At 51.5% G+C, this 12,023-nt stretch carries 15 protein-coding genes and 1 pseudogene; 7 read left to right on the top strand and 9 right to left on the bottom strand.

All coding sequences use genetic code 11. The annotated features are described in order from the left end of the window. The first annotated feature begins 3 nt into the window (after positions 1 to 3). From FC814_RS23700 to tilS, 3 genes are all read left to right on the top strand, one after another. A complete protein-coding gene (locus FC814_RS23700) occupies positions 4 to 60 on the top strand; it encodes an IS1 family transposase (RefSeq protein ID WP_003032489.1) in 57 nt (18 codons plus the stop codon). Between the two features lie 400 nt (positions 61 to 460). Beyond that, entirely contained in the window at positions 461 to 850 is a 390-nt protein-coding gene (locus FC814_RS20995; protein ID WP_137326413.1) for a VOC family protein, read from the top strand. Between the two features lie 64 nt (positions 851 to 914). Continuing rightward, positions 915 to 2,210: a tRNA lysidine(34) synthetase TilS gene (tilS, locus tag FC814_RS20990; protein WP_137326412.1), complete on the top strand. Its 1,296-nt coding sequence runs from the start codon at positions 915 to 917 to the stop codon at positions 2,208 to 2,210. A 52-nt stretch (positions 2,211 to 2,262) separates the two neighbouring features. Here tilS and rof read toward each other — a convergent pair whose 3' ends face one another. Then, complete coding sequence (gene rof, locus FC814_RS20985; RefSeq protein WP_000062320.1) at positions 2,263 to 2,523, bottom strand: Rho-binding antiterminator; 261 nt, start codon at positions 2,521 to 2,523, stop codon at positions 2,263 to 2,265. Beyond that, the gene (locus tag FC814_RS20980) at positions 2,510 to 2,710 is read right to left on the bottom strand and encodes a YaeP family protein (protein WP_000417058.1); all 201 of its coding nucleotides are present in this window, start codon (positions 2,708 to 2,710) and stop codon (positions 2,510 to 2,512) included. The genes rof and FC814_RS20980 overlap by 14 nt, the downstream gene beginning before the upstream one ends. Positions 2,711 to 2,875: 165 nt before the next feature. On the opposite strand from FC814_RS20980, the pseudogene FC814_RS20975 reads away from it, so the two are divergent. From FC814_RS20975 to nlpE, 3 genes and pseudogenes are all read left to right on the top strand, one after another. Further along, positions 2,876 to 3,421: pseudogene (locus FC814_RS20975) on the top strand (YaeQ family protein). Next, positions 3,418 to 3,840 carry an alternative ribosome rescue aminoacyl-tRNA hydrolase ArfB gene (arfB, locus tag FC814_RS20970; protein ID WP_000635553.1) on the top strand — a complete coding sequence of 141 codons (423 nt, stop codon included), beginning with the start codon at positions 3,418 to 3,420 and terminating at the stop codon, positions 3,838 to 3,840. The pseudogene FC814_RS20975 and the gene arfB overlap by 4 nt, the downstream one beginning before the upstream one ends. A 13-nt stretch (positions 3,841 to 3,853) precedes the next feature. After that, positions 3,854 to 4,564, top strand: a complete 711-nt coding sequence (gene nlpE, locus FC814_RS20965; protein ID WP_000239165.1) for an envelope stress response activation lipoprotein NlpE — start codon at positions 3,854 to 3,856, stop codon at positions 4,562 to 4,564. A 29-nt stretch (positions 4,565 to 4,593) separates the two neighbouring features. On the opposite strand, the gene FC814_RS20960 is transcribed toward nlpE, so the two are convergent. The 7 genes from FC814_RS20960 to metN form a co-directional block, all read right to left on the bottom strand. Further along, positions 4,594 to 5,418 carry a YaeF family permuted papain-like enzyme gene (locus FC814_RS20960; RefSeq protein WP_000360454.1) on the bottom strand — a complete coding sequence of 275 codons (825 nt, stop codon included), beginning with the start codon at positions 5,416 to 5,418 and terminating at the stop codon, positions 4,594 to 4,596. A 52-nt stretch (positions 5,419 to 5,470) separates the two neighbouring features. Continuing rightward, entirely contained in the window at positions 5,471 to 7,189 is a 1,719-nt protein-coding gene (gene proS, locus FC814_RS20955) for a proline--tRNA ligase (protein WP_001260712.1), read from the bottom strand. A 110-nt stretch (positions 7,190 to 7,299) separates the two neighbouring features. After that, a complete protein-coding gene (gene tsaA, locus FC814_RS20950; RefSeq protein ID WP_137326411.1) occupies positions 7,300 to 8,007 on the bottom strand; it encodes a tRNA (N6-threonylcarbamoyladenosine(37)-N6)-methyltransferase TrmO in 708 nt (235 codons plus the stop codon). After that, the gene (gene rcsF / locus FC814_RS20945) at positions 8,004 to 8,408 is read right to left on the bottom strand and encodes an Rcs stress response system protein RcsF (RefSeq protein WP_001202329.1); all 405 of its coding nucleotides are present in this window, start codon (positions 8,406 to 8,408) and stop codon (positions 8,004 to 8,006) included. The genes tsaA and rcsF overlap by 4 nt, the downstream gene beginning before the upstream one ends. 117 nt (positions 8,409 to 8,525) lie before the next feature. After that, positions 8,526 to 9,341, bottom strand: a complete 816-nt coding sequence (gene metQ / locus FC814_RS20940) for a methionine ABC transporter substrate-binding lipoprotein MetQ (RefSeq protein ID WP_000874226.1) — start codon at positions 9,339 to 9,341, stop codon at positions 8,526 to 8,528. 39 nt (positions 9,342 to 9,380) lie between these two features. Then, positions 9,381 to 10,034 carry a methionine ABC transporter permease MetI gene (locus FC814_RS20935; RefSeq protein ID WP_001294600.1) on the bottom strand — a complete coding sequence of 218 codons (654 nt, stop codon included), beginning with the start codon at positions 10,032 to 10,034 and terminating at the stop codon, positions 9,381 to 9,383. Next, entirely contained in the window at positions 10,027 to 11,058 is a 1,032-nt protein-coding gene (metN, locus tag FC814_RS20930) for a methionine ABC transporter ATP-binding protein MetN (protein WP_000593994.1), read from the bottom strand. Before metN ends, FC814_RS20935 begins: the two co-directional genes overlap by 8 nt. A 187-nt stretch (positions 11,059 to 11,245) precedes the next feature. Here metN and gmhB point away from each other — a divergent pair, with 187 nt between their 5' ends. Further along, entirely contained in the window at positions 11,246 to 11,818 is a 573-nt protein-coding gene (gene gmhB / locus FC814_RS20925; protein ID WP_001140174.1) for a D-glycero-beta-D-manno-heptose 1,7-bisphosphate 7-phosphatase, read from the top strand. The last annotated feature ends 205 nt before the right edge of the window (positions 11,819 to 12,023 follow it).

The following is a 12,023-nucleotide window of genomic DNA, read 5'->3' as shown; positions in this document are numbered from 1 at the left end:
TCGGTGGAGCTGCATGACAAAGTCATCGGGCATTATCTGAACATAAAACACTATCAATAAGTTAGAGTCATTACCTGCCGCGTGTACTGGTGTTTTTTTACTGGCTGGCTATGGTGCTGACACTGATAGGCGGTGTCTTCTCCATATTTAGCGGAAACTTTCTCTTAGGGTTAGCTTATACCGTCATTGGTCTTATAAGCTGTCGTATGACTTTCGAATTAATTATGATAGCGTTTAAGAATAACGAATATTTGCGCCGCATTGCTGAGAGTGTTAGCAAGAATAGCGCAGAGTAATCTCCCGTAAAACGCTTCACCAAACCGCATCTCAACCGCTATTACAGGCGTTTGAGATGTTGTTTTAAAGTCAGTGTAAATGTCTGATTCATCTTTCCTGCAATTTATGCGTATTATCAATATATCGCGATGCACGTGCGTATCATATCAATGCAGGAGATTCTATGTTGGGTTTAAAACAGGTTCACCATATTGCGATTATTGCGACGGATTATGCGGTGAGCAAAGCTTTCTACTGCGATATTCTCGGCTTCACGCTGCAAAGCGAAGTCTATCGTGAAGAGCGCGATTCGTGGAAAGGGGATTTGGCGCTTAACGGGCAATATGTGATTGAACTTTTCTCATTTCCGTTCCCGCCGGAGCGCCCCAGCCGACCGGAAGCCTGCGGCCTGCGGCATCTGGCGTTTAGCGTTGATGATATCGATGCGGCAGTGGCGCACCTTGAAAGCCATAACGTGAAGTGTGAAGCCATACGTGTCGATCCATACACGCAAAAACGGTTCACCTTCTTTAACGATCCTGACGTGCTGCCGCTGGAACTGTATGAGCAGTAAGGCTTGTCATTGCCGCATTTGCCCGGTAACGTGCCGGGCATTGCTACTGTAAAATCGCACCATCATGACACTCACGCTCAATAGACAACTTCTTACCTCACGCCAGATTCTGGTGGCCTTTAGCGGCGGGCTTGACTCCACCGTTCTGCTGCATCAGTTGGTGCAGTGGCGGGCGGAAAATCCAGGCGTCACTCTACGCGCTATCCATGTGCATCACGGTTTAAGTGCCAATGCCGATGCCTGGGTTACGCATTGCGAGAACATCTGCCAGCATTGGCAGGTGCCGCTGGTGGTCGAGCGCGTACAACTTGCGCAAGAGGGGCTAGGCATTGAGGCCCAGGCGCGGCAGGCGCGTTATCAGGCATTTGCCCGTACACTTCTGCCTGGCGAAGTGCTGGTTACCGCGCAGCATCTTGACGATCAATGTGAAACCTTTCTGCTGGCGCTAAAACGCGGTAGCGGCCCTGCCGGGCTTTCGGCTATGGGGGAAGTCTCCGATTTTGCCGGAACGCGGCTTATCCGCCCGTTGCTCGCTCGCACGCGGGGAGAACTGGAGCTGTGGGCGCGTGAGCATGATTTACGCTGGATTGAAGACGAAAGTAATCAGGACGACTCATACGATCGTAACTTCCTGCGTCTGCGCGTGGTGCCGTTATTGCAGCAGCGTTGGCCGCATTTTACCGAAGCAACGGCTCGCAGCGCCGCACTTTGCGCTGAACAAGAGAGCCTGTTAGATGAACTGCTGGCGGATGATTTAGCGCACTGTCAAACGCCGCAGGGGACGTTGCAGATTGCGCCAATGATGACGATGAGCGACGCCCGTCGCGCGGCGATTATCCGCCGCTGGCTGGCAGGGCAGAATGCTCCGATGCCTTCCCGAGATGCGATGGTGCGCATCTGGCAAGAAGTGGCGCTGGCGCGGGAAGATGCTTCTCCTTGCTTGCGATTTGGTGCGTTTGAAATACGTCGCTATCAGTCGCAATTGTGGTGGATTAAATCCGTTGCCGGACAAAGCGAAACGGTTGTGCCGTGGCAGGCTTGGCAACAGCCGCTGGAATTACCGGCAAGTCTGGGAAGTGTGCAACTTATTGCGGGTGGAGATATTCGCCCTCCGCGTGCAGACGAAGCGGTCAGCGTGCGTTTTAAAGCGCCAGGATTGCTGCATATTGTCGGGCGCAACGGCGGGCGCAAGCTAAAGAAAATCTGGCAGGAGCTGGGCGTGCCGCCGTGGCTACGTGACACCACGCCTCTACTGTTTTATGGCGAAACGCTGATTGCGGCGGCGGGGATTTTTGTGACGCAAGACGGTGTGGCAGAAGATGAGAATGGCGTAAGTTTTGTCTGGCAGAGAAACGCTTAGTTAAGTGAAAGCCGGATAAGACGTATCAAACGTCGCATCCGGCAAAAGTGAATCAGGACTCGCTCACCACCACCGTACCGATTTCCGGATGGCTAAAGCTGGTAATTTTATCCAGACGTAGCTCGCGGGTTTCGCCAGCGGCTTCGACGACCAGATACTCCACATTTTTGCGGGAGACTAAATCGCTGGCCTTCCCCTGCAATTTTTCGCCATCTTTCATCTCAAGTGTCAGCATTAAATGATGCTGGCAGGCGAGCTCAAGATTATCGTAATCATCACAATTGATTGGTTGATACGTATCATTCATTGACATAATCGCTCACCAGTAAGTTTGCCGCAGCGTATGCTGCTTTTTCCCTGACAGCCTCAGAAAGGGCGTCGTCGGCAGCCATTTCATTCAGCACTTTCAAAACGCAGCCCAGCGCGTCCGGAACGTATCCTAAGTCTCCGCTGGCGATTTCCGCGTACCGCTTGCGTATTAACTCACAATATTTTTCCACATGCCCTCCTGTCAGCATTCTGACTTAACCGTGGATGCAAGTCTAAGCCTACGAAGATAAACTCTGTTTCGCAAGGTGACTATACCACACTCATTTCTGTAATATCAGCGCCGCAACTGCACGTATTCCGTTACAATGGCCTCCTGATTCGAAAGGAGTTTTCTTATGGCGCTTAAAGCGACAATTTATAAAGCGACGGTTAATGTGGCCGATCTCGACCGCAACCAGTTTCTCGATGCCTCTCTGACGCTGGCGCGCCATCCTTCAGAAACCCAGGAGCGTATGATGCTGCGCCTGCTGGCGTGGCTGAAATATGCCGATGAACGTCTGCAATTTACCCGTGGCTTGTGTGCCGATGATGAGCCGGAAGCGTGGCTGCGTAACGATCACCTAGGCATTGATTTGTGGATTGAGCTGGGGCTGCCAGATGAGCGGCGGGTTAAGAAAGCCTGCACCCAGGCCGCAGAAGTGGCGCTGTTTGCATATAATAGTCGGGCGGCGCAAATCTGGTGGCAGCAAAATCAGAGCAAATGCGCGCAGTTTGCCAATCTTTCCGTCTGGTATCTGGATGACGAGCAACTGGCGAAAGTAAGCGCCTTTGCCGATCGTACCATGACGCTGTAGGCAACAATTCAGGATGGCGTGATCTGGTTATCGGATGATAAGAATAATCTGGAAGTGAACTTAACCGCCTGGCAACAACCTTCATGATTGTGATTTCCCGACATGTTGCTATTCCCGATGGTGAGCTTGAGATCACCGCCATTCGTGCGCAGGGCGCGGGCGGGCAGCATGTTAATAAGACCTCAACGGCTATTCATCTGCGTTTTGACATTCGGGCGTCCAGCCTGCCAGAGTATTACAAAGAGCGCCTGCTCGCCGCCAGCCATCATCTGATTAGCAGCGATGGGGTGATAGTCATTAAGGCACAGGAATACCGCAGCCAGGAGCTGAACCGCGAAGCGGCGCTGGCCCGGCTGGTGACAGTGATTAAAGAATTAACAACAGAACAAAAAGCCCGGCGACCGACACGACCTACCCGCGCATCGAAAGAGCGCAGGTTGGCATCGAAAGCACAAAAATCAAGCGTGAAGGCGATGCGTGGCAAAGTGCGCAGCGGTCGGGAATAAAAAGAAGGAATGGATGGTGAAAAAAGCGATTGTGACAGCGATGGCTGTAATCAGCCTCTTTACACTGATGGGATGTAATAATCGGGCCGAAGTCGATACGCTTTCCCCGGCGCAGGCTGCCGAACTGAAACCGATGCCGCAAAGTTGGCGCGGCGTGCTGCCGTGTGCCGATTGCGAAGGAATCGAAACCTCTCTGTTCCTCGAAAAAGATGGAACCTGGGTGATGAATGAGCGTTATCTCGGTGCTCGTGAAGAACCTTCCTCCTTCGCTTCCTACGGTACATGGGCGCGAACCGCTGACAAGCTGGTATTAACCGACAGCAAAGGTGAAAAGTCATATTATCGGGCGAAAGGGGATGCGCTGGAGATGCTCGATCGTGAAGGTAATCCAATTGAGTCGCAGTTCAACTACACGCTGGAACCTGCAAAGTCCAGCCTCCCCATGACACCGATGACTCTGCGTGGCATGTATTTTTATATGGCTGATGCGGCGACCTTTACTGATTGCGCGACTGGAAAACGTTTCATGGTGGCGAATAACGCAGAGCTGGAACGTGGCTACCTGGCTGCTCGCGGTAACAGTGAAAAACCCGTGTTACTGTCTGTAGAAGGTCACTTTACGCTTGAGGCTAACCCGGATACCGGTGCGCCGACCAAAGTATTAGCGCCCGATACGGCAGGGAAATTTTACCCAAACCAGGATTGCAGTAGTTTGGGGCAGTAATTGAAAGCCGGAGCATTCTCCGGCTTTCATCACTGAGTCAGCCCAACAAAGCGACCCGCCTTGATATAAATCCCTGGCTTCAGGTGCCCAACATACTGTAACTGCGTTTCTGGCTTAAACGCAGAGACATCGCCAGTACGCATATGCATCAGATCGGCAGGGCTAATCCAGCCCGATTGCGCCAGCGTAAGCGGATGCCCAGCTTTGGCAAATGCATCAGTGACAAATTCCGAACAAAACCACGACTTTTTGTCTCCTTCGCCCACACTGCTTAACTGCGCTTTCGCCAGCCCGCTGACGCACTGTTGGCGAAAATCCTCGGAGAACGGATTCAGTGAGCACATCTGGCGGGTCACCATAAACGGAATGAACTCGACAATGCCACGATAGTTGTAACCGCTGTCTTTGATTTTATTGGCGAAAGCGGTGATTTCTGTGGCTTGTTGCGGGGTAAGATCCGGGACTCGTAAGACGAAAAGCTTATCACTGTGCTTCATGGCTTTTTTAAGGGGAACAATCTGGACGCCATCTCCAGTCGCTTCTGCAACGTTATTTTCACCCAAATAGATTGCAACGTGACTTACAGAGGAAGTGCTGAAGACGCGGATACCAAATGAGGTTACCCCAAGGCTTGAGGAGAACAGCAAATCGCCGGGTTTGAGATCAGGTTCGGTTATTTCTTTTATTGATCGTTCGGTGAAAGAGCTTTGATGCTGGAATTTGACTGCCCATGTTTTTGCCTCGACATCTACCGCTGTGGCTGATGAGTCTGGCTGGCTGATATCAACGGTACAGGCCGAAAGTAAAAGAAAGCAGGGGAGAAGCAGGCGGCAGTACGCCTTTGGTTTATCCATTTTATACAATCCATGTAAAAAAGGGCCCTGAAATTCAGGACCCTTTCTGGCATCAGCCTTTAATCTGTTTCACCAGATATTCGACGATGTCACCAGTCTTAATTAACTGTTTCTCGCCGTTACGACGATATTTGTATTCGATATCGTCGTTGTCGAGGTTACGGTCGCCAAGCACAATAGTGTGCGGAATACCGATCAGTTCCATATCAGCAAACATCACGCCCGGACGCTCTTTACGGTCATCCAGCAGCACTTCGATGCCCTGCGCGCGCAGTTCGCTGTACAGTTTCTCAGCAAGCTCCTGTACGCGGAAGGATTTGTGCATGTTCATCGGCAGAATTGCGACCTGGAACGGCGCGATAGCGTCAGGCCATACGATGCCGCGTTCGTCGTAGTTCTGCTCAATTGCCGCAGCGACTACGCGTGTTACCCCGATACCGTAGCAACCCATAGTTAGAATTTGGTTACGCCCATCTTCGCCCTGTACGGAGGCTTTCAGTGCTTCGGAGTACTTGGTACCCAGCTGGAAGATGTGACCGACTTCGATACCACGTTTGATCAGCAGCGTACCCTGACCATCCGGGCTTGGATCGCCAGCCACTACATTACGAATATCAGCAACTTCCGGGGTAGCAACATCGCGATCCCAGTTGATACCGAAGTAGTGTTTGCCATCAATGTTAGCACCGGCAGCAAAATCACTCATCGCCGCAACGGTACGGTCAATCACCACCGGAATCGGCATGTTTACCGGACCCAGTGAACCCGGACCGGCTTTAACCACGGCACGAATTTCTTCTTCGGTCGCGAAAGTCAGCGGGCTGGCAACCTGTGGCAGTTTTTCTGCTTTAACTTCGTTCAGCTCATGGTCACCACGCACCAGCAGCGCAACCAGCGGGAAGCTACTGCCTTCAACCGCTTTAACCAACAGAGTCTTAACCGTTTTCTCAATCGGCAGATTGAACTGTTCAACCAGTTCAGCGATGGTTTTCGCGTTAGGCGTATCAACCAGCGTCATTTCCTGGGTAGCAGCAGCGCGCGGTTCTTTCGGCGCGATAGCTTCTGCCAGTTCAATGTTCGCTGCATAGTCAGAGGTATCGGAGAAGACCACATCGTCTTCACCGCTCTGCGCCAGCACCTGGAATTCGTGAGAGGCGCTGCCGCCGATAGAACCGGTGTCGGCCTGTACGGCGCGGAAATCCAGCCCCATGCGGCTGAAGATTTTGCTGTAGGCCGCATACATTGCATCGTAGGTTTCCTGCAGGGATTCCTGAGAAGTGTGGAAAGAGTAAGCATCTTTCATCAGGAATTCGCGGGAACGCATGACGCCGAAACGCGGACGCACTTCGTCGCGGAACTTGGTCTGGATCTGATAGAAGTTCAGCGGCAGCTGTTTGTAAGAGCTAAGCTCGTTACGAATCAGGTCAGTGATAACTTCTTCATGAGTTGGGCCGAGTACGAACGGACGCTCGCCACGGTCAACAAAACGCAGCAGTTCCGGACCGTACTGTTCCCAACGACCACTCTCTTGCCACAAATCGGCTGGCTGAACCACCGGCATCGACACCTCGATCGCACCGGCGTTGTTCATCTCTTCACGCACGATGTTTTCGACTTTTTTCAGAACGCGCACGCCGGTCGGCAGCCAGGTATATAACCCGGAGGCCAGCTTGCGGATCATCCCGGCGCGTAGCATCAGCTGATGGCTGATCACCTCGGCGTCGGCAGGTGTCTCCTTGAGAGTGGAGAGCAGGTATTGGCTAGTACGCATGTTGTTACGGTTCCAGTTGGAAGGTAGAACAGGCTCAAGGTGAGCCTGGGACAAAAAAAGTGATTTAGTTTACCAGTGCAGGAGAAATGTCAAAAGAGAAGGGCGTGAATTTAACGCGGTTCCAGCGCAAAGACTTCAAAACCTGCGTCGGTGACGCGCCAGCGAACATTAAAATCATGCAGCCAGACGGCATAGGTTTTGCCCGTTTCCTCACCTTTACGATAGGCCGGACGCGGATCCTGCGCCAGTACTTCGCGGATAAACAGCGTTAACTGCGGATAACGCTTCTCCAGCATCAATAGTTGCTTTTCAACATCAGCGGTAAAGGTCACAGACATCTCTGCCGTTGGCGCACTTTGCGCATAGCTGGCACTGGCATCGGGAAGCGATTCGGCAAAGGGGAGATACGGTTTGATATCCACCACTGGCGTACCATCAACCAGATCCAGGCTACCGAGCTTCAGAATCACGCTGTCTTTATGGCAAACAACCTCTTTCAGCTCTACCAGCGACATACCAATTGGGTTAGGGCGGAAAGTAGAGCGTGTGGCGAAAACGCCCATTCTGGCGTTACCGCCGAGGCGCGGAGGGCGTACAGTCGGACGCCAGCCGCCTTCCATCGTTTGATGAAAGACGAAAAGGATCCATAAATGGCTGAATGCTTCCAGGCCGCGCACGGCGTCGACCTGGTTGTAGGGAGCAATGAGATGCAGTTCGCCGTTGACGCTTTTTACCAGACCTGGCTGGCGCGGAACGGCGAATTTTTCTTTATAGGGCGATCGAATAACGCCTATTTGCTCGAACTGGAAACTGCTCATTTCGCCGTAATGTTAAGCGCAGAACCGATACATACAGCCTGACGGTAGCAGCCTGGCGTACCGCTGGTGACTTCACAGCTATGCAGTAAAACAGCATTGGCTTTCATTTTAGAGGCGTTGATTTGCATCCGCTTACGCGCGGTTGGAATGCTCGGTGGAGAGTCCTGATTAGAGGCCTGGCAAGAGTCGCCACTGACTTCACCGAGATCGCGGAACGGTTTGCCGACTAATTCTTCTGCATTAGTATAAATTCGGACCGGCGTGGCGCGCGGTGCTTTCGGTTTTGCAGGCTCCGCTTTCGGCTGGGGTGCAGTGCTTTGAACGGGTTCGACAGGGGATCTGCTTAACATGGAACAGCCGCTTAGCATGAGTGCTACTAAACAGATCGGTAAAGCACGCATAGTATTTCCTCAATGTATGATCAAAACGTCAATATTGAATCAGGAGCTTGTAAAAATGACAAGACGGGCAAGCGCCCGTCCTGAATGATATTACAAATTGTGGAAACAGCCTAAAAATTACCAGCCTTTAACAGCGCCGCCGTTAAACACTTTGTTTGCTGCTTCGTAAACTTCGTCAGACTGATAAGCCTGGACGAATTTCTTCACGTTCTCGGCGTCTTTGTTATCTTCACGCGTTACGATCAGGTTTACGTACGGGGACTCTTTATCTTCGACAAAGATACCGTCTTTCGCCGGAGTCAGGCCAATCTGGCTGGCATAGGTGGTATTGATAACTGCCAGAGCGATTTGCGCGTCGTCCAGAGAACGCGGCAGTTGCGGTGCTTCCAGTTCAACAATTTTCAGATTTTTGGGGTTCTCAACAACATCAAGAACGGTCGGCAGCAGGCCAACGCCATCTTTCAGTTTGATCAAGCCCACTTTTTGCAGCAGCAGCAGTGAACGACCAAGGTTAGTTGGATCGTTTGGCACGGCAACCTGCGAACCATCCTGCAGTTCATCCAGTGATTTTATTTTCTTGGAGTAACCAGCAATCGGATAAACAAAAGTGTTGCCTACTGCGACCAGTTTGTAGCCACGATCTTTCAGTTGCTGATCAAGGTACGGTTTATGCTGGAAGGCGTTGGCGTCGATATCGCCTTTGCTCAATGCTTCGTTTGGCAGAACATAGTCGTTGAAGGTTACCAGCTCAACGTCCAGGCCATATTTGTCTTTCGCAACTTTCTGCGCGACTTCTGCAACCTGCTGTTCGGCACCAACAATCACGCCGACTTTAATGTGGTTTGGATCTTTTTCATCCTGACCGCAGCCTACCAGTGCCAGTGATCCGATCAGGGCTCCCACTGCCGCAAAGGTTTTGAATTTGAACGCCATACCTTATTCCTTCTTCAATTATTTATGTTGTGTTGAACGTTACTTGCGAGTGACAGCCCGGACGATGCGGTCGCCTGCGAACTGAATTAAATAAACCAGAATGACCAGCAATACCAGTACCGTATTCATCACCGTCGCGTTATAGCCGATGTAGCCATACTGATAGCCAATCTGACCTAAACCACCGGCACCGACTGCACCACCCATCGCGGAATAACCGACCAGGGTAATCAGGGTGATAGTTGCTGCATTCACCAGACCCGGCAGCGCTTCCGGTAACAGCACCTTACGGACGATCTGCATCGGCGTGGCACCCATTGCGCGGGAAGCTTCAATTAACCCAGTTGGGATCTCCAGCAGAGCGTTCTCGACCATACGGGCAATAAACGGTGCTGCACCAACGGTTAACGGAACAATCGCTGCCTGCAAACCAATCGATGTACCGACAATAACGCGGGTAAACGGAATCATCCATACCAGCAAGATAATGAACGGGATGGAACGGAAAATGTTCACAATCGCAGAAACGGTACGATACAGCTTCGCGTTAGCAATAATTTGCCCCGGACGCGTGACATAAAGCAGAACGCCAACCGGCAGACCAATCACAAAGCCAAAAAAACCGGATACGAAGGTCATTGCCAGCGTTTCCCATACGCCACGAACCAGCAGCCACATCATCGGCTCAGACATAACCCAGTACCTCTACTTTTACATGGTGTTCTTGCAGCCAGGCAATAGCGGCTTGCGTATCTTGTTGTGTGCCGTGCATTTCGGTCAGCATAATGCCGAACTTAACGCCACCGGCGTAATCCATCTGCGCGCTAATAATGTTGTTGTTGACGTTGAAACGACGCGCGGTTTCAGAAAGCAGCGGGGCATCGACCGACTGGCCGGTAAACTCCAGGCGCAGCATCGGCACACAGTCAGTAAATGGCTCCGCTTGCAGACGTTCCTGATAATCTTCCGGGATATCCAGATGCAGGGTTGACTGAATAAACTTCTGCGCCAGCGGCGTTTTCGGATGCGAGAACACTTCGCTTACCGTGTCTTGCTCGATCAGTTCGCCATTGCTGATGACTGCCACACAATCACAAATGCGCTTCACAACGTCCATTTCGTGGGTGATCAAAAGAATCGTCAAACCCAGACGGCGGTTGATGTCTTTTAGTAGTTCGAGAATAGAACGCGTGGTTGCCGGGTCCAGCGCGCTGGTGGCTTCATCGCACAGCAATACTTTGGGATTGCTGGCTAATGCACGGGCAATCGCCACACGTTGTTTCTGCCCACCGGAAAGATTCGACGGGTAGCTATCATGCTTATCGCCAAGACCAACCAATGACAGCAATTCCGTCACGCGACGTTTGATCTCGTCTTTCGGTGTGTTGTCCAGCTCCAGCGGCAGAGCCACGTTGCCAAAAACAGTACGCGAAGAGAGCAGGTTAAAATGCTGGAAAATCATACCAATCTGGCGACGAGCTTTGGTCAACTCGGATTCTGACAGCGTGGTCAGTTCCTGGCCATCGACCAGCACGCTACCCTCGGTTGGGCGCTCCAGCAGGTTTACACAACGTATAAGCGTACTCTTACCCGCGCCTGAGGCACCGATAACGCCATAAATTTGTCCAGCTGGCACATGCAGGCTGACGTTGTTCAACGCCTGGATGGTGCGGGTGCCCTGGTGGAACACTTTGGTGATATTCGAAAGTTTTATCATTGATTATTTATTATCGTCATTAAGTTAGTCGTGGCATTTCGAATGCCTGGAACGGGCAACGCCGTCAATGAAATGGATGTTAAGGCATCCAGACGTCTAAATCAATCAGGTTTATGCGAAGAGCACTTTCTTGCTGGTCGAAACATGCGATACTAGCGTCACATGCCTTATTAAGGAGCTATAAAAGGTGGCGAAGAGCGTACCCGCAATTTTTCTTGACCGTGATGGCACCATTAATGTCGATCACGGCTATGTCCATGAGATCGACAACTTTGAATTTATCGATGGTGTTATTGACGCCATGCGCGAGCTAAAAAAAATGGGCTTTGCGCTGGTGGTAGTAACCAACCAGTCTGGCATTGCTCGCGGTAAATTTACTGAAGCACAGTTTGAAACTCTGACCGAGTGGATGGACTGGTCGCTGGCGGACCGCGATGTCGATCTGGATGGCATCTATTATTGCCCGCATCATCCGCAGGGTAGTGTTGAAGAGTTTCGCCAGGTCTGCGATTGCCGTAAACCACATCCAGGGATGCTGTTGTCGGCACGCGATTATTTGCATATTGATATGGCCGCTTCTTATATGGTGGGCGATAAATTAGAAGATATGCAGGCAGCGGCTGCGGCGAACGTCGGAACAAAAGTGCTGGTGCGTACGGGTAAACCTATTACGCCTGAAGCAGAAAACGCGGCGGATTGGGTGTTAAATAGCCTGGCAGACCTGCCGCAAGCGATAAAAAAGCAGCAAAAACCGGCGTAATGATTAAAAGATGAGCGGTTGAAATAAAAATGCATTTTTCCGCTTGTCTTCCTGAAACGACTCCCTATAATGCGCCTCCATCGACACGGCGGATGTGAATCACTTCACACAAACAGCCGGTTCGGTTAAAGAGAAAAATCCTGAAATTCAGGGTTGACTCTGAAAGAGGAAAGCGTAATATACGCCACCTCGCGACAGTGAGCTG

It is taken from the genome of Escherichia sp. MR (assembly GCF_005280595.1).
GTDB classification, from domain to species: Bacteria; Pseudomonadota; Gammaproteobacteria; order Enterobacterales; family Enterobacteriaceae; genus Escherichia; species Escherichia ruysiae.
This window is presented reverse-complemented; position numbering and strand designations above follow the sequence as displayed.

Bases quoted from the DNA above. Each gene is read 5' to 3' on its own strand.
- FC814_RS20995 (WP_137326413.1), top strand. From the start codon at position 461: ATGTTGGGTTTAAAACAGGTTCACCATATTGCGATTATTGCGACGGAT.
- tilS (WP_137326412.1), top strand. From the start codon at position 915: ATGACACTCACGCTCAATAGACAACTTCTTACCTCACGCCAGATTCTG.
- rof (WP_000062320.1), bottom strand. From the start codon at position 2,523: ATGTCAATGAATGATACGTATCAACCAATCAATTGTGATGATTACGAT.
- arfB (WP_000635553.1), top strand. From the start codon at position 3,418: ATGATTGTGATTTCCCGACATGTTGCTATTCCCGATGGTGAGCTTGAG.
- nlpE (WP_000239165.1), top strand. From the start codon at position 3,854: ATGGTGAAAAAAGCGATTGTGACAGCGATGGCTGTAATCAGCCTCTTT.
- FC814_RS20960 (WP_000360454.1), bottom strand. From the start codon at position 5,418: ATGGATAAACCAAAGGCGTACTGCCGCCTGCTTCTCCCCTGCTTTCTT.
- proS (WP_001260712.1), bottom strand. From the start codon at position 7,189: ATGCGTACTAGCCAATACCTGCTCTCCACTCTCAAGGAGACACCTGCC.
- tsaA (WP_137326411.1), bottom strand. From the start codon at position 8,007: ATGAGCAGTTTCCAGTTCGAGCAAATAGGCGTTATTCGATCGCCCTAT.
- rcsF (WP_001202329.1), bottom strand. From the start codon at position 8,408: ATGCGTGCTTTACCGATCTGTTTAGTAGCACTCATGCTAAGCGGCTGT.
- metQ (WP_000874226.1), bottom strand. From the start codon at position 9,341: ATGGCGTTCAAATTCAAAACCTTTGCGGCAGTGGGAGCCCTGATCGGA.
- FC814_RS20935 (WP_001294600.1), bottom strand. From the start codon at position 10,034: ATGTCTGAGCCGATGATGTGGCTGCTGGTTCGTGGCGTATGGGAAACG.
- metN (WP_000593994.1), bottom strand. From the start codon at position 11,058: ATGATAAAACTTTCGAATATCACCAAAGTGTTCCACCAGGGCACCCGC.